This is a genomic window from Caballeronia novacaledonica (genome assembly GCF_900258035.1).
Classification (GTDB): Bacteria; Pseudomonadota; Gammaproteobacteria; order Burkholderiales; family Burkholderiaceae; genus Caballeronia; species Caballeronia novacaledonica.
On record NZ_OGTP01000012.1, the window covers coordinates 150,119 to 171,047 of the forward strand.

Below are 20,929 nucleotides of genomic sequence, written 5' to 3' on the forward strand. Positions count from 1 at the left end.
TCGATTTGAAAAACGCACGATGAACCCGATTTCCTTTATTTGCATCGTCATCGGCGTATCGTTGAACGCGTGCGCCCAGCTTCTGCTCAAAGCCGGCGTGAATGCGGTGGGCCATTTCGACATGACGCCCGCCAACATTCTGCCGGTCGGCTTAAAGATTGCGACGCAGTGGCCCATCATCGGCGGGCTCGCGTGCTATGTGCTGAGCGTCGTCGTGTGGATCGTCGGGCTGTCGCGCGTGGACGTATCGATCGCCTATCCGATGCTCTCGCTCGGCTACGTCGTCAACGCGTTCGCCGCGTGGTATCTGTTCGGCGAAGTGCTGTCGATGCAACGGCTCATCGGCATCGGCATCATTCTGGTCGGCGTGGTGGTGCTCGCGCGCGGCTAGTTCGGCGGATCGCAACGCCGAGCGGATCCAACTCATTTTTTAAACGCATAGTCCAATGACTCAAACAACGCGGCCGTTTCTGCCTTTCGTCAAGCCCGAGATCGACGAGGAAACCATTCAGGGCGTCGTTGACGTGCTGCGCTCGGGCTGGATCACGACCGGACCGCAGAGCCAGCAATTCGAGGCCGAACTGTCGGCGTACGTCGGCGGGCGTCCGGTGCGGGCGTTCAATTCAGGCACGTGCACGATGGAGATCGGCTTGCGCATCGCGGGCGTGGGCCCGGGCGACGAAGTCATCACCACGCCGATGACCTGGGTCTCGACCGCGAACGTGATCCTCGAAGTGGGCGCGACGCCGGTCTTCGTCGATATCGATCCGGTCACGCGCAACATCGACCTGAATCTGCTGGAGCGCGCGATCACGCCGCGCACCAGAGCGATCATGCCGGTGTATCTGGCGGGCCTGCCCGTCGACATGGACAAGCTCTACGAGATCGCGCGCGCCCACAAGCTGCGCGTGATCGAGGACGCCGCACAGGCGTTCGGTTCGACCTGGAAAGGCAAGCGCATCGGCGCGATCGGCGACATCGTGTCGTTCAGCTTTCACGCGAACAAGAACGTGACGTCGATCGAAGGCGGCGCGCTCGTGCTCAACAACGAAGACGAAGCGGACCTGGCGCGCAAGTACCGGCTGCAGGGCATCACGCGCACGGGCTTCGACGGCATGGACTGCGACGTGCTCGGCGGCAAGTACAACCTGACGGATGTGGCGGCGCGCGTCGGTCTCGGCCAGTTGCGGCAGGTCGAGCGCTTCACTGAAAAACGCCGCGAACTCGCGCGGGCGTACTTCGACGCATTCGAAGGCGGCGCGGCGGTGAAGCTCGGCGTGGACCTGCCGGCGCGAAATTTCACCGACAGCAACTGGCACATGTTCCAGATCGCGCTGCCGCCCGAAAAGCTGAAGCTCACGCGCGCCGAGTTCATGGCCGAAATGAAGGAGCGCGGCATCGGCACGGGCATGCACTATCCGGCGCTGCATCTCTTCACGCTGTATCGCGCGCGCGGCTTCAAGGAAGGCATGTTCCCGCACGCGGAGCGCTACGGCGCGTCGACCGTCACGTTGCCGCTCTTCACGCTGATGAGCACGGACGATGTCGAGCACGTCGTGAAGTCGGTCGATGCAATCTGCGAACAGTTCGCACACAACGGGTAACCAGCAAGGACACTCAGCCCAATATGAGTCATTTGGATTTTCCGGCGACGTCTCCCGAGCTTTCGGTGATCATCCCCGTGTACAACGAGGAGGACGGCCTCGCCGCCCTCTTCCAGCGCCTGTATCCGGCGCTCGACGCGCTCGGCACGTCGTACGAGGTGATCTTCATCAACGACGGCAGCCGCGACAAATCGGCTGCCCTGCTCGCGCAGCAATTCCGTGCGCGGCCCGACACCACGCGCGTCATTCTGCTCAACGGCAATTACGGCCAGCACATGGCGATTCTCGCGGGCTTCGAACAGTCGCGCGGCGAGATCGTCGTCACGCTCGACGCCGACCTGCAGAATCCGCCCGAGGAAATCGCCAAGCTCGTCGACAAGATGCGCGAGGGCTACGATTACGTCGGCACGATTCGCCAGCAGCGGCAGGACAGCCTGTGGCGCAAGAAGGCGTCGCGCGCGATGAACCGACTGCGCGAGCGCATCACGAAGATTCGCATGACCGACCAGGGCTGCATGCTGCGCGCGTACAGCCGCCATATCATCGATACGATCAACCGCTGCGGCGAGATCAACACGTTCATTCCGGCGCTCGCGTACACGTTCGCGCAGAATCCCATCGAAGTCGATGTCGCGCATGAAGAGCGCTTCGCGGGCGAGTCGAAGTATTCGCTCTACAGCCTCATCCGTCTGAACTTCGATCTCGTCACCGGCTTCTCGGTGGTGCCGCTGCAATGGCTGTCGTTCATCGGCGTGATTCTGTCGGTCGGCTCGGCGGGGCTGTTCCTGCTGCTCGTGATTCGCCGCTTCATGTTCGGCGCGGAAGTCCAGGGTGTGTTCACCCTTTTCGCCATCACGTTCTTCATGCTCGGCGTGATCATTTTCGCGCTCGGGCTGCTCGGGGAATACATCGGGCGCATTTATCAGCAGGTGCGCGCGCGGCCCCGCTATCTCGTCCAGACGATCCTCGAAGAGCGCGACGGCCTGCCTTCCGCGATCAAGCCGCTGCAGGAACCGGTGCAGCACGTGGCCGTCGTCACGCGCGAGGAAGACGGCCGATGAAGCCGCGCGCAGTCGTCTTCGCGTATCACAACGTCGGCGTGCGCTGTCTGCAGGTGCTGCTCGCGCGCGGCGTCGATGTCGCGCTCGTCGTCACGCACGAGGACAGCGCGAGCGAGAACATCTGGTTCGGCAGCGTCGCGCAGGTGGCGGCGGAACGCGGCATCGCGACGATCACGCCCGCCGATCCGAAGTTGCCCGAACTGCACGACGCGCTCGAAAAGATCGCGCCGGATTTCATCTTCTCGTTCTACTACCGGCACATGCTGCCGGTCTCGCTGCTCTCGCTCGCGCGACGCGGCGCGTACAACATGCATGGCTCGCTTCTGCCCAAGTATCGCGGCCGCGTGCCGACGAACTGGGCAGTGCTCAACGGCGAGACCGAAACCGGCGCCACGCTCCACGAAATGGCGGAGAAGCCCGACGCGGGCGCGATCCTCGCGCAGACGCCGGTGCCGATTCTCCCCGACGACACCGCGGCGCTCGTTTTCGACAAGACCGTCGTCGCCGCCGAGCAGACGCTCTGGCGCGTGCTCCCGGCGCTGCTCGCGGGCGAAGCGCCGCATCTGCCGAACGATCTCGCGTCGGGCAGCTATTACGGCGGACGCAAGCCGGAAGACGGCCGCATCGACTGGTCGCAGCCCGCGCAGCGCGTCTATAACCTGATCCGCGCGGTCGCGCCGCCGTATCCGGGCGCGTTTACGGATATCGGCGCGGACCGTTTCATCGTCGCGCGCGCGCGGCTCGTGCCGGAAACCGGCGCGCCCGGCCTGTCCTCCGAAAGACTCGGTGAGTTGCGGAGTTTGCCCCCGGGCCTAAGGGTGGCGGATAATGCGCTGTTCGGCGTCTGCGGCGATGGCCGCGTCATCGCCATCCACGAATTGCGCCACCGGACGCTCGACGCCGATTCGCAACGCGTGGACGAAGAGCGCCCCGTCGATCCCGCCGAATTCGGCCGCATCATTCAATCCTCTCGTCATTCATGAAAAAAGTTCTGATCCTGGGTGTCAATGGCTTCATCGGCCATCACCTGTCCAAGCGCATTCTCGAAACCACCGACTGGGAAGTCTTCGGGATGGACATGCAAACCGATCGCCTGGGCGACCTCGCGAATCACGAGCGGATGCATTTCTTCGAAGGCGACATCACGATCAACAAGGAGTGGGTCGAGTATCACGTGAAGAAGTGCGACGTGATCCTGCCGCTCGTCGCCATCGCGACGCCCGCGACCTACGTGAAGCAGCCGCTGCGCGTGTTCGAGCTCGACTTCGAGGCGAATCTGCCGATCGTGCGTTCGGCCGTGAAGTACGGCAAGCATCTCGTGTTTCCGTCGACCTCCGAGGTCTACGGCATGTGCGCGGACGAGCAGTTCGACCCGGAAAACTCGGTCCTCTCGTACGGCCCCATCAACAAGCCGCGCTGGATCTACGCGTGCTCGAAGCAGCTCATGGACCGCGTGATCTGGGGCTACGGCATGGAAGGGCTGAACTTCACCCTGTTCCGTCCGTTCAACTGGATCGGCCCGGGCCTCGACTCGATCTACACGCCGAAGGAAGGTTCGTCGCGCGTCGTGACGCAGTTCCTCGGCCATATCGTGCGCGGCGAGAACATCAGCCTCGTCGACGGCGGCGCGCAGAAGCGCGCGTTCACCGACATCGACGACGGCATCGGCGCGCTGATGAAGATCATCGAGAACAAGGACGGCGTGGCGACGGGCAAGATCTATAACATCGGCAACCCGACGAACAACTTCTCGGTCCGCGAACTGGCCAACAAGATGCTTGCGCTCGCGAACGAGTTCCCCGAGTACTCGGAAAGCGCGAAGAAAGTGCAGCTCGTCGAGACTTCGTCGGGTGCGTACTACGGCAACGGCTATCAGGACGTGCAAAACCGCGTGCCGAAGATCGACAACACGATGCAGGAGCTCAAGTGGGCGCCGCAAGCGTCCATGGACGACGCGCTGCGCAAGATTTTCGAAGCGTATCGCGGCCATGTGGGCGAGGCCCGCAAGCTCGTCGAACAGGCGTAAGCGAGGGAACCGCGCGTGGCCCGCATCGTTCTCAAGATCGACGTCGATACGCTGCGCGGCACGCGTGAAGGCGTGCCCAATCTCGCGCGCCTGCTCGACAAGTACAGCGCCCGCGCGACTTTCCTCTTCAGCCTCGGCCCCGATCACACCGGCTGGGCGCTGCGGCGGGTCTTCCGGCCCGGCTTCCTGAAGAAGGTATCGCGCACTTCGGTGGTCGAGCATTACGGCGTGAAGACGCTCATGTACGGCGTCCTCTTGCCGGGACCGGACATCGGGCGCGAAGCCGTATCGGAGATGCGCGCCATTCACGAAGCCGGCTTCGAATGCGGCATCCATACGTGGGACCACGTCTACTGGCAGGACAACGTGCGCGGACGCGACCGCGACTGGACCCTCGCGCAGATGCAGCAGAGCCATGCGCGCTTCATCGAGATCTTCGGCGGACCGCCCGTCACGCACGGCGCGGCCGGCTGGCAGATGAACGGCTACGCATTCGAGCAGATCGACGCATGGGGCATGCGCTATGCCTCCGACGGGCGCGGCCATACGCCGTACATTCCCGTGCTGGATGGCCGCACGCTGAACCACATCCAGATGCCGACAACACTCCCGACGCTCGACGAAGTGCTCGGTGTCGATGGCGTCGACGAAAGCAATGTCGCGGCGCACGTGCTGCGCCACACCGCCGACAATCCGCACGATCAGGTCTTCACGCTGCACGCCGAACTCGAAGGCCAGAAGCTCGCGCCGGTATTCGAGCAACTGCTCGCCGGCTGGCGCGCGCAGGGACACAGCTTCGCCACGATGGGCGACTACCATGCGGCGCTGGACCGCGCGTCGCTGCCCACGTACCCTGTGACGTGGGGCGAGATTCCGGGCCGCGCGGGCGAACTGATCGTTCAGGCGGGCTGAAAGCGCGCCGCATCGGCGGCGCCCGCCTCGTCGCTTTTTCTCACCAACAAACCAGAACAACCGGAGAAACCTACGTGTCAGTTGCAGTCGACCAGCCCGTTCCCGACTTCACCGCACCCGCGACGGGTGGCGAGTTCACCCTGTCCTCCCTGCGCGGCCAGAAGGTCGTGCTCTTCTTTTATCCGAAGGACAACACGCCGGGCTGCACGACCGAAAGCCTGCAGTTTCGCGACCACTACGACCAGTTCAAGGCGGCGGGCGCGGAAGTGGTCGGCATCTCGCGCGACAGCGTGAAATCGCACGACAACTTCAAGGCCAAACTGGAGCTGCCTTACACGCTGGTTTCCGACGGCGACGAAGCCATCTGCGCGGCCTTCGATGTCATCAAGATGAAGAAAATGTATGGCAAGGAAGTGCGCGGCGTCGAGCGTTCGACCTTCCTGATCGACGCAAAAGGCGTGCTTCGGCGCGAGTTCCGCGGCGTCAAGGTGCCAGGCCACGTAGAGGCGATCGTCGAGGCTGTACAAGCGATTTGAGGCACGTTATATTGATTCGCAATGAGCGCCTGTCCTCCCCATTCCCTTTACCTTAGCGCGAGCCGCCGTGTGCCTGTCGGTACGGTCGGCATGGACCCGGGCTATGTGGAGTCGGCAAGGGAAAGGCGCTCTGAAGCAGAAGCGAGCCGCTGGTTCCGGTAGTCGGAACGGCGGCTTTTTTATTTGGCGTCGCACAAAAGCCACGGTTCATCGGCTTGCGCGCGACGCGTTGCCCGCGACCTCCAAGGAGCAGATCGAAACTTAGGCGAACCGGCGATTTCGACCACTCAGCGCGCCACCGGGCGCAAACTGCGGCATTCGTATCGCTTCGAGGGCGGACGAGCAGGATGCGACAGGCGGCGCACGATACACGACCCGATTCCTTTCGAGGGAACACTATGCCTTTGCCTACCGCCCCGGCCAAGCTCGGCCACCTCCTTCCGGCTGAAGAATACAAGGCCAAAGCCCGGCCTTCGAAACAGTCGAAGAAACAAGCCGCGGCGAGCGATGACGACGCCTACGGCGCGGTCGATACCGTCGCCGCCGAGCGTCCCGCCACGAACGCCGCGCACACGCTGCGCTCGATCGCGAGCGAAGTGCTGACCCAGATTCCGGCCGAACCGCATGCGGAAGCGGTCGTGCCGGCGCCCGCGCCGGGTTCCGTGCCGACGCGCGGCCGAAAATCGAAGCAGACCGCGGCGCTCCTGCAGCCGGCGCCCGCCGCGCGCGCCAGGCCGGCACCGGTCGAAGCCCGCACCGAGCGCGCCGAAACGCCCGTGGCGACCGAGGCAGCGGCGCCGGCCGTCGCGAAAGAAACGCGCCCGCAGAGCAAACGCCGCAAGAGCACGGCCGCCGAAGCCGAATTGCGCAAGCTTTTCGTGCTCGACACCAACGTGCTGATGCACGACCCGAGCTCCCTCTTCCGCTTCGAGGAGCACGACGTCTATCTGCCGATGATGACGTTGGAAGAACTCGACAATCACAAGAAGGGCATGTCGGAAGTCGCGCGCAACGCGCGTCAGGTGAGCCGCACGCTCGACGCACTCGTCGCGCACGCGGGCGATGCCGGCAAGATGGCGGAAGGTTTGCCGCTCGCCGCGCAAGGCAACCGCGACGCGCTCGGCCGCCTCTACTTCCAGACGACGCTCACCGATATCGAACCGGTGGAAGGCTTGCCCGTCGGCAAGGCGGACAACCAGATTCTCGGCGTCGTGCGCGCGCTGCAGAAGGAGCGGCCGGATCGTCAGGTCGTGCTGGTGTCGAAAGACATCAACATGCGCATCAAGGCGCACGCGCTCGGCCTGCCCGCCGAGGACTATTTCAACGACCAGGTTCTCGAGGACAAGGACCTGCTCTACTCGGGCGTGCGCGCGCTGCCGCAGGACTTCTGGACCCGGCACGCGAAAGGCATGGAGAGCTGGCAAGACACCAAGACCGGCACGACGTATTACCGCGTGACCGGGCCGCTGTGCCCGTCGATGCTCGTCAACGAGTTCGTCTACCTGGAGCCGCAGAACGGCGAGCCGTCGTTTCACGCGGTCGTCCGCGAACTGAACGGCAAGACCGCGCTCCTGCAGACGCTGCGCGACTACGGCCATCACAAGAACAACGTGTGGGGCATCACGGCGCGCAATCGCGAGCAGAACTTCGCGCTCAATCTGTTGATGAACCCGGAAGTCGATTTCGTCACGCTGCTCGGTCAGGCCGGCACCGGCAAGACGCTGGTGGCGCTCGCCGCGGGCCTCGCGCAAGTGCTCGACGACAAGCGCTACAACGAGATCATCGTGACGCGCGCGACGGTGCCGGTCGGCGAGGATATCGGCTTCCTGCCGGGCACCGAGGAAGAGAAGATGCAGCCGTGGATGGGCGCATTCGACGACAACCTCGAAGTCCTGCAAAAGACCGACGACGCCGCCGGTGAATGGGGCCGCGCCGCGACGCAGGAGCTCATCCGTTCGCGACTGAAGGTGAAGAGCATGAGTTTCATGCGCGGCCGCACGTTCGTCGACAAGTACGTGATCATCGACGAGGCGCAGAATCTGACGCCGAAGCAGATGAAAACGCTCGTCACGCGCGCGGGGCCGGGCACGAAGATCATCTGCCTCGGCAACATCGCGCAGATCGACACGCCGTACCTGACGGAAGGCAGTTCGGGGCTGACGTATGTCGTGGATCGCTTCAAGGGCTGGACGCACAGCGGACACGTGACGCTCGCGCGTGGCGAGCGCTCGCGCCTCGCCGATTACGCTTCCGACATTCTGTAAGCGCGGCTCATCTGCACACTCAGCGGCCCGGCGGAGCGATTCGCCGGGCCGCTGTTTTTTCGTCTGAACGTTCCGCAGGTGCAACACTTACAGCACAAACTTCATGTAAATCCTGAAGACATCTTGTCGCGCGCCCGTTCAGCGGGCTAGTATCCGCACAGTGCCCTTCCTGGCGAGATTTCGCTCGCCCACTGCAATGCGTCGAATCTGGTTGCTGCTTTCCGTCACCGTACTGCTCGCCGCGTGTGGAACCGCGCCGCAGCAGCAGACGGCACGCAAACCCGCCGCCAGCACGACAGCGAACCGCACCTACCAGCCGCCGCCCGGCTTTCCGAATTTCGTCGATCACAGCGTCGGGCGCGAGGAAATTTCCATTCAGGCGATGTCGCTCGTCGGCGTGCCGTATCGCTGGGGCGGCAATACGCCGGAAGCGGGTTTCGATTGCAGCGGGCTCGTGCGTTATGTGGTCGATCGCGCGGCGTCGGTCAATCTGCCGCGCACGACCGCCGACATGAGTTCGCGAGGCGAATCGATCGAGCCGGACGAAATCGCGCCGGGCGATCTGATCTTCTTCAACACGACCGGGCGGCCGCATTCGCATGTGGGCATTTATGTCGGCAAACTGCGCTTCGTGAATGCGCCTTCGACGGGCGGCATCGTGCGGCTCGACTATCTGACGAATCCGTATTGGGCGAAGCGTTTCGACGGCATCCGGCGCGTCGCATCGCCGAAGGCCGCCCCCGCACCGTTCGATGCGCCGACTTACATCGCATCGCCCGCGCCTGCGCCTGTGCGAACGCCGCCCGCTCCGGCGAACGCCGACGCCTTCGAACCGCCGCCCTCCACGCTCACCGCCGCGCAACGACAATCGCAGGCCGCGGGCGCGACCGCTCCGCAGCCGGCCGCCGTCGTCGATGCATCGCCCGATCCGATCCAGGCAACCGCCGACGCTTTCGAGCCGCCACCTCCGACCTCGCGCGCCGCACGTCAACAGGCGCGCGCGGCACAAGCCGCGACCGAGCCCGACGAATCCACTGAGGCGCCCGTACGCGCAATGCGCGCCTCGACCGGATCGCTCGCCGCTCCGCGCCCCGCGCAAAACGACGACCCTATCGCCCGCTTCGCGACCGGCACGAACTGACGCGCGCGGCGCGTCTCTGCTATCGTGTTTCGATCATTCGTCGACGGAGCGCAACACCATGGACCTGGGACTCGTGGGCAAGGTCGTCCTGATCACGGGCGGCAGCAAGGGAATCGGATTTGCATGCGCCAAAGCGTTCGCGAGCGAAGGCGCGAAAGTCGCGATCGTCTCGCGCGATGCCGCGAATCTCGCCCGCGCCCGCGAACAACTGGCGAGCGGCGGACATCACGTGCATCTCGCGCGCGCGGACCTGCACGAAGCCCATAGCGCCGAAGATGTGGTCGAGGAAGCGAGCGCCGCGCTCGGGCCGATCGATATCCTCATCAACAGCGCCGGCGCCGCCCGCCGGTACGATCCCGACACGCTCGATGCCGCCGCCTACAAGGCGGCGATGGACGCCAAGTACTTCTCTTACGTCTATCCGCAGCAGGTCGTGTTGAAGCGCATGGCCGAACGCCTGCGCAACGACCCGAGCGCCGAACCGGGCGCGATCGTCAATATCGTCGGGATGGGCGGGAAGATCGCGACGGACATCCACATCGCGGGCGGCGCGGCGAATGCGGCGCTGATGCTCAATACCGTCGGGCTCGCGCATCATTACGCGAAGCTCGGCATCCGCATCAACGCGATCAATCCGGGCGCGACGCTCACCGAGCGCGTCGAGGAAGCGCTGGAACTGGAAGCGAAGCGGCAAGGCGTCACGCGCGATCAGGTGCTCGCCGACAGCCAGGCGAAAGTGCCGCTCGGACGCTATGCGAAGCCTGAGGAAATCGCCGACGTGGCGCTCTTTCTGGCGAGCCGCCGCGCGAGTTACGTGTCGGGCGCGATCATCCCGATGGACGGGGTGTCGTCGCCGATCATCTGACGCGCTGCGGGCGCGGAAGGCGCCCGCAGGCGAAACGAATCAAAGCAAGTGGTGGCCGACCCACCAGCCCGCCGCGGCGAGCGTGGCGGACGCGGGAATGGTCAGAATCCACGCCCACACGATATTGCCCGCGACGCCCCAGCGCACCGCGCTGAGCTTCTGCGTCGCGCCGACGCCGACGATCGCGCCGGTGATCGTATGCGTCGTCGAAACGGGAATGCCCAGGAACGACGCGACGAAGAGCGTGATCGCCCCGCCCGTCTCCGCGCAGAAACCGCCGACCGGCTTCAGCTTCGTGATTTTCTGGCCCATTGTGCGCACGATGCGCCAGCCGCCGAATAGCGTGCCGAGGCCCATCGACAGATAGCACAGGCCGATCACCCAGATCGGCGGCGCTTCGGCGGCGGCGGACGCGTAGCCGGTCGCGATCAGCAGCATCCAGATGATGCCGATCGTCTTCTGCGCGTCGTTGCCGCCGTGGCCGAGCGAATACAGGCCCGCCGAAACGAGCTGCATGCGGCGAAAACGCCGGTCGACCTTGGAAGGCGGCGTACGGAAATACAGCCACGACACGAGCAGCATGAAGAACGAGCCGAGCACGAAGCCGAGCAGCGGCGAGATGAAGATGAACCCCACGGTTTTCAGCAGCCCGTCCCAGTTGAGCGATCCCCAGCCGGACTTCGCGAGCGCGGCGCCGACGAGACCGCCGATCAGCGCGTGCGACGAACTCGACGGAATGCCGTAGATCCACGTGACGATATTCCAGCCGATCGCGCCGACGAGCGCGCCGAAGATGACGTAGTGATCGACGATTTCGGGATCGATCGTGCCTTTGCCGACGGTCGCCGCGACCTTCAGATGAAAGATGAAGTACGCGATGACGTTGAACGCGGCGGCGAACGCGACCGCCTGCTGCGGCTTGAGCACGCCGGTCGAGACGACCGTCGCGATGGAATTGGCGGCGTCGTGAAAGCCGTTCATGAAGTCGAACGCGAGTGCGACTATGACGAGCAACGCGACTGCCCAGATAGCGAGTTGAATCGAATGCATCGGTTGAATTGTTTTGACCGGTCTTGAAATGCGCTGCCGGTTTGGTCAGGCGTTTTCCAGCACGATGCCTTCGATGATGTTCGCGACGTCTTCGCACTTGTCGGTGATCGTCTCGAGCAGTTCGTAAATCGCCTTCAGCTTGATGAGCGTCTTCACGTCGTCTTCCTCGCGGAAGAGCTTCGACATCGCCGAGCGCAGCACGCGGTCGGCATCCGACTCCAGACGGTCGATTTCCTCGCAGATCTTCAGGATTTCGCTCGCGCGCTTCATGTCGGCCAGCAGTTCGACGGCCTGCTGCACGCGCGTGACCGTGCCGGTGCAGATATGCGCGAGCTGGCTCGCCTCCGAGGTCACCGCGCGCACGTCGTACAGCGAAATGGCCGTGGCGACGTCCTCCATCAGGTCGAGGATGTCGTCCATCGTCGTGATGAGCTTGTGGATTTCGTCGCGGTCGAGCGGCGTGATGAACGTCTTGTGCAACAGGTCGATCGTCTCGTGCGTGAGCTTGTCGGCGCGTTTTTCGCTCGCCTGGACGTTTTGCTTGTGGACCTCGGCGTCGTCGAGGTTATCGATCAGCAGTTCGAGCTCGCGGCTGGCATCGACCATGCACTTCGCGTGCGCGTTGAAAATCTCGAAGAATTTGCCCTCGGTGGGCATGAAACGACCGAACATGAAATTCCCGCAGAATGGGTATTTTTGAGATGTACATCAAACTGTCATATTGTACCTGCGTGCGTTCGCCGACGCACCGCGCGTTCGTGACGCGCGGCGGCCGATGCCGAAGGGATTGACAGCGGATGCGATTGGAGGGTTATTCGCCGCCGTAGAAATTCTGCGCGCCGGCGAAGTTGTCGAACTTCGTGTATTGGCCGTGGAAAGTCAGGCGCACCGGACCGATCGGACCGTTACGCTGCTTGCCGATGATGATTTCGGCCGTGCCCTTGTCGGGGCTGTCCGGGTTGTAGACTTCGTCGCGATAGATGAACAGGATGACGTCCGCGTCCTGTTCGATAGCGCCCGATTCGCGCAGGTCCGACATGATCGGGCGTTTGTTCGGACGCTGTTCGAGACCGCGATTGAGCTGCGACAGCGCGATCACCGGCACGTCGAGCTCCTTCGCAAGACTCTTGAGCGAGCGCGAGATTTCGGAGATTTCGGTCGCGCGGTTTTCGCCGCCGTTGCCGGATCCCGACATCAGTTGCAGATAATCGACGATGATCAGTCCCAGTTTGCCGCACTGCCGCGACAGACGCCGCGCGCGCGAGCGCAGTTCCATCGGGTTGAGGCCGCCGGTTTCGTCGATGAAAAGCTGCGCCTCGCTCATTTTCTGCACCGCGTGCGTGAGCTTCGGCCAATCCTCGTCCGTGAGACGGCCCGTGCGCATGCGATGCTGATCCAGCCGTCCGACCGAACCCAGCATACGCATCGTCAGTTGCGTGCCCGGCATTTCCATCGAGAACACCGCGACGGGCAAGCCGTACTCCACCGCCACGTATTCGCCGACGTTCATCGAGAAAGCCGTCTTACCCATCGAAGGACGGCCCGCCACGATGATCAGCTCGCCGCCATGCATGCCCGACGTCATGCGATCGAGATCGACGAAGCCTGTCGGCGTGCCAGTCACATCGCTCGGATTGGCGGTGTGGTAAAGCGTGTCGATGCGCTCCACGACTTGCGTCAGCAGCGGCCCGATTTCCAGAAAGCCCTGCGTGCCGCGCGCCCCGTCTTCAGCAATCGAGAACACGCGCGCTTCGGCTTCGTCGAGAATCTGGCGGACTTCCTTGCCTTGCGGATTGAAGGCGTCGGCGGAGATTTCATCCGCGACCGACACGAGACGGCGCAGCACGGCGCGGTCGCGCACGATCTCCGCGTAGCGGCGGATATTCGCGGCGCTGGGCGTGTTCTGCGCGAGCGCGTTCAGATACGCGAGCCCGCCCACTTCCTCGGCTTTGCCGGAACTCGTCAGCGATTCGTAGACGGTGATCACGTCGGCCGGCCGCGTCGATGCGATCAGCTTGCCGACATGTTCATAAATGATGCGATGGTCGTAGCGATAAAAATCGCCCTGATGCATGACATCGGCGATGCGGTCCCATGCGGCGTTGTCCAGCAGCAGCCCGCCAATGACGGATTGCTCGGCTTCGATCGAATGCGGCGGGACCTTCAGCGCGTCGAGTTGCGGGTCTTTGGACGGAGCGTTCATGGGGTGGAATTATCGAACAATGCAGATGTGCGGACAATAAAAAATGGCAGACGCCTTTGAAGCGCCTGCCATTTTTTTGACTGCTCGCGAGGCAAACGCCTCGCGTCAGACTTACGCGTGCTCGCCGAGCACCGACACGGTGACGTCGACCAGCACGTCCGTGTGCAGCGCCACTTGAATCGAATGGTCGCCGACCATCTTCAGCGGGCCTTGCGGCAGACGCACTTGCGCCTTTTCCACTTCCGCGAAGCCTTGCGACTTCAGCGCTTCAGCGATGTCCGCATTCGTGACCGAACCGAACAGACGGCCGTCCACGCCAGCCTTTTGCGAGACCTGAACCGTGAAGCCGTTCAGCTTTTCGCCCTGCTTCTGCGCGGCTTCCAGCTTTTCAGCGGCAACCTTTTCCAGCTCGGCGCGGCGAACTTCGAATTCTGCGATTGCGTCCTTCGTTGCGCGGCGTGCCTTCTTGCCGGGGATCAGGAAGTTACGTGCGTAGCCGTCCTTGACCTTGACGATGTCGCCGAGGTTGCCCAGGTTGACGACCTTTTCCAAAAGAATGATTTGCATTTTTGGCTTTCCTTAGTGCGTCGTCTGATTAGGCCTTGTGCAGGTCGGTGTACGGCAGGAGCGCGAGGAAACGCGCGCGCTTGATCGCCGTGTCGAGCTGGCGCTGATAGTGCGCCTTCGTGCCAGTCAGACGAGCCGGCGTGATCTTGCCGTTTTCGCCGATGAAGTCCTTCAGCGTTTCCGTGTCCTTGTAGTCGATGTACTCGACACTGGCTGCCGTGAAACGGCAAAACTTCTTGCGCTTGAAGAGCGGGTTTTGTTGCTGACGACGCTTGTCGAATTTCTTACCAGTCGGGCGGGGCATGATTAGTCCTTTCCAATGTCCTGCAATTCTGTGATGTGAAACACCAGGGTTCGCGCGTTACGGCTCTTTTTGGCCAGAAAGCCCGTGAAGCGTGCTTCCACGCCCATCGGACAGCTTTCCAGCCTGCCGCTCGCTTCGCCGGCCGCGACCGCCTGCAGTGTCAGTTCGATCTTCCGGGCGATGCCCGCTTCGACGACTTCTGCCGCGTGTTGCAGCGTGCAGCTTGCGATCGGGATGCCGGCGGGCGTGTACCGCACCGGTTCGCGTTCCACGACGCTTGCTGTCAGTTGCAGCCGGTTCACTTAAAGTGTTCGTTCCTGGTGGCTTGACAGTTCGAAACTGTCCTTAAGCCTGCGCTTCGGACGGCTGGCTGGCCGCCTTCTTGGCTTCTTCGCGCTGCACTTCCTTCATCATCGGCGACGGGCCGGTTTCGGCCTTCTTCATCTTGACGATGAGGTGACGCAGAACGGCGTCGTTGAACTTGAACGCGTGTTCCAGTTCTTCGAGCGTAGTCTGGTCGCATTCGATGTTCATGCAGACGTAGTGAGCCTTCGCGAGTTTCTCGATCATGTAGGCCAGTTGGCGACGGCCCCAGTCCTCGATACGGTGGATCTGGCCACCGTGCGACGTGATCGTGCCCTTGTAGCGCTCGATCATGGCGGGCACTTGCTCGCTCTGATCGGGATGCACGATGAATACGATTTCGTAATGACGCATGTTCACTCCTTGTAGCTACTTGTGGATTAGAGCCACCCGGGCGTCGGACCGGTGTGGCAAGTGAGAAGCCAAAGATTATAGCTTTTTGCATGCGCTCACGCAAATGCAATTTCGGACGCGTTTTCAAGCAGTTACGATGCGTGCGCGCTTGCCGCCTGCGGCTCGCCCGGAAGCGTCAGCCGGCGGCTCCAGTATCCCGGTTGCGCATAGATTTCCTTAAGATAATCAATGAAATAGCGCACGCGCGCCGGCACGTAGCGCTGTTGCGGATAGACCGCGAGGATGTCGTAGTCGGGCAATTCGAATTCGTCGAGCACGGTTTCCAGCTCGCCCGATTCCAGTTGCCGCTGGATTTCCCACGTCGAGCGCCAGCCGAGCCCAAGTCCCTCCGACGCCCAGCGGTGCAGCAGTTCGCCGTCGTTGCAATCGAGATTGCCGGTGACACGCACCGTCACGACCTTGCCGTTACGCCGGAAATACCAGCCGCGATTCTGTCCGCCCTGCAAATTGAACGCGAGGCAGTTGTGATTCGGCAGGTCTTCGAGCGCTTTCGGCCGTCCGTGCTTCTTGAAATACGCGGGCGTTCCGCACACCACGCGCCGGTTGCCCGCGAGCTTCACGGCGACGAAATTCGGATCGACCGCCCCGCCGATGCGAATCGACAGGTCGTAGCCCTCGCGCACCAGATCGACGACGCGGTCGGTCAGATTGAACGACATCTGCAATTCGGGTTTGTCGGCGACGAACGCGGGCGCGTGCGGCGCGACGTGCATGCGCCCGAAGGCCGCCGGCGCCGATACGATCAGATGCCCGCCCACCGCGCGCCGTCCCGCCGCGAGTTCGTTCTCCGCCTGATCCCATTCCAGCAGCAGGTTCTTGCAGCGGTCCAGAAACGCCGCACCTTCTTCGCTGACGACGAGCCGTCGCGTCGAGCGATACATCAGCTTCACGCCGAGGCGCTTTTCGAGCGCGTCGATGCGCCGCCCGAGAATCACCGGCGACACGCCCTCCTCCAGCGCCGCCGCAGCCAGGCTGCCGGCTTCGGCCACGCGCACGAAGGTCTCTATCTGTTTGAAGCGGTCCATCTCTTTCGTCTCCAGCCGTCGAGCCGCGCGGCACGGGCATTCGATACTTTTTGTTTGGGAAAAAGCGACTCCGGCTGATCTTATCAAACCTTTTTCACAGACTTAAAGTGCAATGGAACCCTGCTTGAATGCAGACAGCCATTTTCGGATAGAGACCCCAGGAAGGAGACAACCATGCCCAAGATGAGAGCCGTCGACGCAGCCGTCCTCGTGCTGGAAAAAGAAGGAATCGACACCGCGTTCGGCGTGCCGGGCGCAGCGATCAACCCGTTCTACTCGGCGATGAAGAAGTCGGGCGGCATCAGCCACGTGCTCGCGCGCCACGTCGAGGGCGCATCGCACATGGCCGAAGGTTATACCCGCGCGGCGCCGGGCAACATCGGCGTTTGCATCGGCACGTCGGGTCCGGCGGGCACGGACATGATCACCGGCCTCTACTCGGCGCAGGCCGATTCGATCCCCATTCTCGCGATCACCGGCCAGGCGCCGCGCGCGCGTCTGTACAAGGAAGACTTCCAGGCCGTCGATATCGAATCGATCGCGAAGCCCGTCACGAAGTGGGCCGTCACCGTGCGCGAGCCGGCGCTCGTGCCGCGCGTGTTCCAGCAGGCGTTCCATCTGATGCGCTCGGGACGTCCGGGTCCGGTGCTGGTCGACTTGCCGATCGACGTGCAGCTCGCCGAAATCGAGTTCGACATCGACACGTACGAGCCGCTGCCGGTCTACAAGCCGAAGGCGACGCGCGCGCAGATCGAAAAAGCGCTGACGATGCTCAACGACGCCGAAAAGCCGTTGATCGTGTCGGGCGGCGGCGTGTTGAACGCCGCGGCGGAAGGTCTGCTCGTGCAGTTCGCGGAAACGCTCGGCGTGCCCGTCATTCCGACGCTCATGTCCTGGGGCGCGATTCCCGACGATCACCCGCTGATGGCCGGCATGGTCGGCCTGCAGACGTCGCACCGCTACGGCAACGCGACGATGCTCGCCTCCGACTTCGTGCTCGGCATCGGCAACCGCTGGGCGAACCGTCATACGGGCAGCGTCGAGGTTTACACCAAGGGCCGTAAGTTCGTGCACGTGGATATCGAGCCGACGCAGATCGGCCGCGTGTTCGGACCGGACCTCGGCATCGTGTCGGATGCGAAGGCCGCGCTCGAACTGTTCGTCGAAGTGGCGAAGGAATGGAAGGCCGCCGGCAAGCTGAAGGACCGCGGCGCGTGGGTCGCGGACTGCCAGCAGCGCAAGCGCACGATGCTGCGCAAGACGCACTTCGACAACGTGCCGATGAAGCCGCAGCGCGTCTACGAAGAGATGAACCTCGCGTTCGACCGCGACACCTGCTTCGTCTCGACGATCGGTCTTTCGCAGATCGCGGGCGCGCAGTTCCTGCACGTGTTCAAGGCGCGCAACTGGATCAACTGCGGCCAGGCCGGCCCGCTCGGCTGGACGATTCCCGCCGCGCTCGGCGTGCGTGCCGCCGATCCGCAACGCAAGATCGTCGCGCTCTCGGGCGACTACGACTTCCAGTTCATGATCGAAGAGCTCGCCGTGGGCGCGCAATTCAAGCTGCCGTACGTGCACGTGGTCGTGAACAACTCGTATCTCGGTCTGATCCGTCAGGCGCAGCGCGGCTTCGACATGGACTACTGCGTGCAGCTCGCGTTCGACAACATCAACGCGCCTGAACTCGAAGGCTATGGCGTGGATCACGTCGCGGTCGCCGAAGGCCTCGGCTGCAAGGCGCTGCGCGTGCACAAGCCGGAAGACATCGCGCCGGCGCTGAAGCAGGCGCAGGCGCTCGCCGCCGAACATCAGGTGCCGGTCGTCGTCGAGATGATTCTCGAGCGCGTGACCAACATCGCGATGGGCACCGAGATCGACGCCATCAACGAGTTCGAAGAGCTCGCCGAGAGCAAGGCCGACGCGCCCACCGCCGTCACGCCGCTCGACTGAAGCTTCGCCGCCGCGCGTTCGAAAGAACGAATGCGCGGCGAACATTCACTGACCGACCATCAGGAAAGAACAATGCCGAAATTTGCCGCGAACTTGACCATGCTGTTCAACGAAGTCCCCTTCCTCGACCGCTTTGCCGCGGCCGCGAACGCGGGCTTCGAGGCGGTCGAGTTCCTGTTCCCTTACGCGTTTTCGATCAGCGACATTCAGCAGCGCCTGAAGGACAACGACCTGCGGATCGTGCTGCACAACCTGCCCGCGGGCAACTGGGAAGCGGGCGAGCGCGGCATCGCCTGCCTGCCGGATCGCGTCGCGGAGTTCCGCGAAGGCGTGCCGCGCGCGATCGAATATGCGAAAGCGCTGAACGTGCCGCAACTGAACTGCCTCGTCGGCATTCCGACGGCGGGTGTATCGGCGGAACAGGCGCGCACGACGATCATCGAGAACCTGCGTTTCGCCGCCGAAGCGCTGAAGAAGGAAGGCATCAGGCTGCTGGTCGAACCGTGCAACGCGTACGACATTCCGGGCTTCGCGCTGAACCGCTCGAAAGAAGGACTGGACGTGATCCGCGCGGTCGGATCGGACAACCTGTTCCTGCAGTACGACATCTATCACATGCAGCGCATGGAAGGCGAACTCGCCGCGACGATCAAGAAAAACCTGCCGCAGATCGCGCATATCCAGCTCGCCGACAACCCCGGCCGCAACGAGCCGGGCACGGGCGAAATCAACTACGCATTTCTGTTCAGGCTGCTCGACGAGATCGGCTATCAAGGCTGGATCGGCTGCGAGTACAAGCCGCTCGGCGGCACCGAAGCGGGCCTTGGCTGGCTGCAGAGCATCGGCGGTGTGAAGCAACAAAGCGCAACCGCTTAAACCAGACACATAGGAGGAGCGAGAAGTATGGCAACGATCGGTTTCATCGGCCTCGGCATCATGGGCGCGCACATGGCGCGCAACCTCATCAAGGGCGGCCACAAGCTCGTCGTGAACGGCAAGTTTCCGGTGCCGGACGATATCCGCGCGCAGACGCAGGTCGTCGCGGATTCGAGCGCGGTCGCGCAGGCCAGCGAGATCGTCATCACGATGGTGCCCGACACGCCCGATGTCGCCAATGTGCTGTTCGCCGATGACGGCGTCGCGAAGGGTCTTTCGAAGGGCAAGCTCGTGATCGACATGAGCTCGATCGCGCCGCTGGAAACGCAGGAGTTCGCGAAGAAGATCAACGCGCTCGGCTGCGATTATCTCGACGCGCCGGTGTCCGGCGGCGAAGTCGGCGCGCGTGAAGCGACGCTCACGATCATGGTCGGCGGCCCCGAGAAGTCGTTCGAAATCGCGAAGCCTCTCTTCGAACTGATGGGCAAGAACATCTCGCTCATCGGCGACAACGGCGCGGGTCAGACTTGCAAGGTCGCGAACCAGATCATCGTCGCGCTGAACATCGAGGCGGTCGCTGAAGCGCTGCTGTTCGCGGCACGCTCGGGCGCTGATCCTGAGCGCGTGCGTAAAGCGTTGATGGGCGGCTTTGCTTCGTCGCGCATCCTCGAAGTGCACGGCGAGCGCATGACGAAGCGCACGTTCAATCCGGGCTTCCGTATCGAGTTGCATCAGAAGGACTTGAACCTCGCGCTCGACGGCGCGCGCAAGATGGGCCTCGCCCTGCCCCATACGGCGAGCGCGCAGCAGTTGTTCAGCGTGTGCGCCGCGAACGGCGGCAAGGCGTGGGATCACTCGGCGCTCGTGCGTGCGCTCGAAATCATGTCGAACTTCCAGGTGGCCGACGAGCCGGCGCAAGCCAAGGCCGCGTAACGGGCACCTGAACCGTGGGGCGTCCCGCGTATGGGCACGCGGGACAAATGCCGCTCTGGGCTGAGGGCGGCAAGTGGGGTCCGAGAAGCGGCACCCGGCGATGCGCCGGGTAAGCCTTGGTCGGTCAGACGGTTTATTGTCGGGTGTCCGCGTCGGATTTTCGTGCTTTATTGTTTTGCTCGCGCTTTCTATGAAGTCCTGTTTTGTTAGTGGTCTATAAGCGTTGCCCCTGTGCGGGGCGGCAGTCACATTCTTTGCTGCTGCAAAGAAAGTAACCAAAGAAACAGCTATCCCCATCCAAAGTGCCTCACACCGGCCGCGGCACAGGCGCTTGACCGAATGGCCCCCGAGTAGCGAGTGCCCTCAAAGGTCTTATCGGGCGTGGACCGCGCACGGTCTGACATATCGCACCACACGACAGATTGGTTCAGCACGAAACGGCTCCGGCCCGCTTCGCGGCCGACCGGTCAATCGGCGGGTGGGCTGCGTCCGCTCCTTTCTCGATGGTTTCCCTCGCATACCCAACGGCAGCGCGTAGCGCTGTGCCGAAGCTATTTCTGCTGAACCAGCGCGCGAAAACATTTGGTGCGGCAGACCGTGCGCGAGCCAAGTCCGATTGGGCCTTTGAGGGCGACACTTAGGCGAGTGCCAACTTGAGGGAGAAAATTGGCCAACGTGCGTGTGACCGCGGGCCTGAGAAGCGGCGGATTCAACCGGTCAACGCAACCCCCAACGTCTCGGCCAATTTCTCCGCTGGGGTCATAAAGCCCAAGGTCTGCCGCGGCCTTTCATTGAGTCGCTTGACAATTGCGTTCAATTCAGCCTGTGAGTAATG

Annotated in this window: 21 protein-coding genes and 1 pseudogene; 13 read left to right on the forward strand and 9 right to left on the reverse strand. The window is 63.2% G+C overall.

The window, feature by feature from the left end; genetic code table 11:
* Positions 1 to 19: 19 nt before the first annotated feature.
* The 10 genes from NOV72_RS18380 to NOV72_RS18430 all read left to right on the forward strand — a co-directional run bounded on the left by NOV72_RS18380 (position 20) and on the right by NOV72_RS18430 (position 10,409).
* Entirely contained in the window at positions 20 to 391 is a 372-nt protein-coding gene (locus NOV72_RS18380) for a DMT family transporter (protein ID WP_106856015.1), read from the forward strand.
* A 55-nt stretch (positions 392 to 446) separates the two neighbouring features.
* On the forward strand, positions 447 to 1,604 hold the full coding sequence (locus NOV72_RS18385) for a DegT/DnrJ/EryC1/StrS family aminotransferase (protein ID WP_106856016.1): 1,158 nt from the start codon (positions 447 to 449) through the stop codon (positions 1,602 to 1,604).
* A gap of 23 nt (positions 1,605 to 1,627) precedes the next feature.
* Positions 1,628 to 2,665 (forward strand): glycosyltransferase, encoded by a 1,038-nt coding sequence (locus tag NOV72_RS18390; protein WP_106856017.1) that lies wholly within the window; start codon positions 1,628 to 1,630, stop codon positions 2,663 to 2,665.
* Positions 2,662 to 3,648, forward strand: a complete 987-nt coding sequence (locus tag NOV72_RS18395) for a formyltransferase (protein ID WP_106856018.1) — start codon at positions 2,662 to 2,664, stop codon at positions 3,646 to 3,648. The genes NOV72_RS18390 and NOV72_RS18395 overlap by 4 nt, the downstream gene beginning before the upstream one ends.
* Positions 3,645 to 4,691, forward strand: a complete 1,047-nt coding sequence (locus NOV72_RS18400) for a bifunctional UDP-4-keto-pentose/UDP-xylose synthase (RefSeq protein ID WP_106856019.1) — start codon at positions 3,645 to 3,647, stop codon at positions 4,689 to 4,691. The genes NOV72_RS18395 and NOV72_RS18400 overlap by 4 nt, the downstream gene beginning before the upstream one ends.
* 15 nt (positions 4,692 to 4,706) lie before the next feature.
* Positions 4,707 to 5,603 (forward strand): polysaccharide deacetylase family protein, encoded by an 897-nt coding sequence (locus tag NOV72_RS18405; protein WP_106856020.1) that lies wholly within the window; start codon positions 4,707 to 4,709, stop codon positions 5,601 to 5,603.
* A gap of 74 nt (positions 5,604 to 5,677) precedes the next feature.
* Complete coding sequence (locus NOV72_RS18410; RefSeq protein ID WP_106856021.1) at positions 5,678 to 6,139, forward strand: peroxiredoxin; 462 nt, start codon at positions 5,678 to 5,680, stop codon at positions 6,137 to 6,139.
* A 398-nt stretch (positions 6,140 to 6,537) separates the two neighbouring features.
* Positions 6,538 to 8,403: a PhoH family protein gene (locus tag NOV72_RS18420; RefSeq protein WP_106856022.1), complete on the forward strand. Its 1,866-nt coding sequence runs from the start codon at positions 6,538 to 6,540 to the stop codon at positions 8,401 to 8,403.
* Between the two features lie 196 nt (positions 8,404 to 8,599).
* Positions 8,600 to 9,544 (forward strand): C40 family peptidase, encoded by a 945-nt coding sequence (locus NOV72_RS18425; protein WP_106856023.1) that lies wholly within the window; start codon positions 8,600 to 8,602, stop codon positions 9,542 to 9,544.
* Positions 9,545 to 9,602: 58 nt separating this feature from the next.
* Positions 9,603 to 10,409: an SDR family oxidoreductase gene (locus tag NOV72_RS18430; protein ID WP_106856024.1), complete on the forward strand. Its 807-nt coding sequence runs from the start codon at positions 9,603 to 9,605 to the stop codon at positions 10,407 to 10,409.
* Positions 10,410 to 10,448: 39 nt separating this feature from the next.
* Here the strand turns inward: NOV72_RS18430 and NOV72_RS18435 are convergent, their stop codons facing one another.
* From NOV72_RS18435 to NOV72_RS18470, 8 genes are all read right to left on the reverse strand, one after another.
* A complete protein-coding gene (locus NOV72_RS18435; RefSeq protein ID WP_106856025.1) occupies positions 10,449 to 11,459 on the reverse strand; it encodes an inorganic phosphate transporter in 1,011 nt (336 codons plus the stop codon).
* Positions 11,460 to 11,504: 45 nt separating this feature from the next.
* Positions 11,505 to 12,131 (reverse strand): DUF47 domain-containing protein, encoded by a 627-nt coding sequence (locus NOV72_RS18440; protein ID WP_106856026.1) that lies wholly within the window; start codon positions 12,129 to 12,131, stop codon positions 11,505 to 11,507.
* A gap of 139 nt (positions 12,132 to 12,270) precedes the next feature.
* Complete coding sequence (locus tag NOV72_RS18445) at positions 12,271 to 13,662, reverse strand: replicative DNA helicase (RefSeq protein WP_106856027.1); 1,392 nt, start codon at positions 13,660 to 13,662, stop codon at positions 12,271 to 12,273.
* A 111-nt stretch (positions 13,663 to 13,773) separates the two neighbouring features.
* Positions 13,774 to 14,229 carry a 50S ribosomal protein L9 gene (rplI, locus tag NOV72_RS18450; RefSeq protein ID WP_106856028.1) on the reverse strand — a complete coding sequence of 152 codons (456 nt, stop codon included), beginning with the start codon at positions 14,227 to 14,229 and terminating at the stop codon, positions 13,774 to 13,776.
* 28 nt (positions 14,230 to 14,257) lie between these two features.
* Positions 14,258 to 14,533: a 30S ribosomal protein S18 gene (gene rpsR, locus NOV72_RS18455; protein ID WP_035933509.1), complete on the reverse strand. Its 276-nt coding sequence runs from the start codon at positions 14,531 to 14,533 to the stop codon at positions 14,258 to 14,260.
* A 2-nt stretch (positions 14,534 to 14,535) separates the two neighbouring features.
* On the reverse strand, positions 14,536 to 14,835 hold the full coding sequence (priB, locus tag NOV72_RS18460) for a primosomal replication protein N (protein ID WP_106856029.1): 300 nt from the start codon (positions 14,833 to 14,835) through the stop codon (positions 14,536 to 14,538).
* 43 nt (positions 14,836 to 14,878) lie between these two features.
* Positions 14,879 to 15,250 carry a 30S ribosomal protein S6 gene (rpsF, locus tag NOV72_RS18465; RefSeq protein ID WP_062255752.1) on the reverse strand — a complete coding sequence of 124 codons (372 nt, stop codon included), beginning with the start codon at positions 15,248 to 15,250 and terminating at the stop codon, positions 14,879 to 14,881.
* Positions 15,251 to 15,381: 131 nt separating this feature from the next.
* Positions 15,382 to 16,335 carry a LysR family transcriptional regulator gene (locus NOV72_RS18470; RefSeq protein WP_106856030.1) on the reverse strand — a complete coding sequence of 318 codons (954 nt, stop codon included), beginning with the start codon at positions 16,333 to 16,335 and terminating at the stop codon, positions 15,382 to 15,384.
* Between the two features lie 174 nt (positions 16,336 to 16,509).
* On the opposite strand from NOV72_RS18470, the gene gcl reads away from it, so the two are divergent.
* The 3 genes from gcl (at position 16,510) to NOV72_RS18485 (ending at position 20,094) form a co-directional block, all read left to right on the forward strand.
* Positions 16,510 to 18,285: a glyoxylate carboligase gene (gene gcl, locus NOV72_RS18475; protein WP_106856031.1), complete on the forward strand. Its 1,776-nt coding sequence runs from the start codon at positions 16,510 to 16,512 to the stop codon at positions 18,283 to 18,285.
* A gap of 72 nt (positions 18,286 to 18,357) precedes the next feature.
* A complete protein-coding gene (gene hyi, locus NOV72_RS18480) occupies positions 18,358 to 19,161 on the forward strand; it encodes a hydroxypyruvate isomerase (RefSeq protein ID WP_106856052.1) in 804 nt (267 codons plus the stop codon).
* A 27-nt stretch (positions 19,162 to 19,188) separates the two neighbouring features.
* Positions 19,189 to 20,094, forward strand: coding sequence for a 2-hydroxy-3-oxopropionate reductase (locus tag NOV72_RS18485; protein ID WP_106856032.1), 906 nt, complete (start codon positions 19,189 to 19,191; stop codon positions 20,092 to 20,094).
* A 709-nt stretch (positions 20,095 to 20,803) separates the two neighbouring features.
* Here NOV72_RS18485 and NOV72_RS32785 read toward each other — a convergent pair.
* A pseudogene (locus tag NOV72_RS32785) lies at positions 20,804 to 20,929 on the reverse strand (IS30 family transposase); the annotation flags it as partial.

Bases quoted from the DNA above. Each gene is read 5' to 3' on its own strand.
- rpsF (WP_062255752.1), bottom strand. From the start codon at position 15,250: ATGCGTCATTACGAAATCGTATTCATCGTGCATCCCGATCAGAGCGAG.
- NOV72_RS18390 (WP_106856017.1), top strand. From the start codon at position 1,628: ATGAGTCATTTGGATTTTCCGGCGACGTCTCCCGAGCTTTCGGTGATC.
- NOV72_RS18430 (WP_106856024.1), top strand. From the start codon at position 9,603: ATGGACCTGGGACTCGTGGGCAAGGTCGTCCTGATCACGGGCGGCAGC.
- NOV72_RS18395 (WP_106856018.1), top strand. From the start codon at position 2,662: ATGAAGCCGCGCGCAGTCGTCTTCGCGTATCACAACGTCGGCGTGCGC.
- NOV72_RS18380 (WP_106856015.1), top strand. From the start codon at position 20: ATGAACCCGATTTCCTTTATTTGCATCGTCATCGGCGTATCGTTGAAC.
- NOV72_RS18385 (WP_106856016.1), top strand. From the start codon at position 447: ATGACTCAAACAACGCGGCCGTTTCTGCCTTTCGTCAAGCCCGAGATC.
- rplI (WP_106856028.1), bottom strand. From the start codon at position 14,229: ATGCAAATCATTCTTTTGGAAAAGGTCGTCAACCTGGGCAACCTCGGC.
- hyi (WP_106856052.1), top strand. From the start codon at position 18,358: ATGCCGAAATTTGCCGCGAACTTGACCATGCTGTTCAACGAAGTCCCC.
- NOV72_RS18420 (WP_106856022.1), top strand. From the start codon at position 6,538: ATGCCTTTGCCTACCGCCCCGGCCAAGCTCGGCCACCTCCTTCCGGCT.
- NOV72_RS18425 (WP_106856023.1), top strand. From the start codon at position 8,600: ATGCGTCGAATCTGGTTGCTGCTTTCCGTCACCGTACTGCTCGCCGCG.
- gcl (WP_106856031.1), top strand. From the start codon at position 16,510: ATGCCCAAGATGAGAGCCGTCGACGCAGCCGTCCTCGTGCTGGAAAAA.
- NOV72_RS18485 (WP_106856032.1), top strand. From the start codon at position 19,189: ATGGCAACGATCGGTTTCATCGGCCTCGGCATCATGGGCGCGCACATG.
- NOV72_RS18400 (WP_106856019.1), top strand. From the start codon at position 3,645: ATGAAAAAAGTTCTGATCCTGGGTGTCAATGGCTTCATCGGCCATCAC.
- NOV72_RS18445 (WP_106856027.1), bottom strand. From the start codon at position 13,662: ATGAACGCTCCGTCCAAAGACCCGCAACTCGACGCGCTGAAGGTCCCG.
- NOV72_RS18440 (WP_106856026.1), bottom strand. From the start codon at position 12,131: ATGTTCGGTCGTTTCATGCCCACCGAGGGCAAATTCTTCGAGATTTTC.
- NOV72_RS18435 (WP_106856025.1), bottom strand. From the start codon at position 11,459: ATGCATTCGATTCAACTCGCTATCTGGGCAGTCGCGTTGCTCGTCATA.
- rpsR (WP_035933509.1), bottom strand. From the start codon at position 14,533: ATGCCCCGCCCGACTGGTAAGAAATTCGACAAGCGTCGTCAGCAACAA.
- NOV72_RS18470 (WP_106856030.1), bottom strand. From the start codon at position 16,335: ATGGACCGCTTCAAACAGATAGAGACCTTCGTGCGCGTGGCCGAAGCC.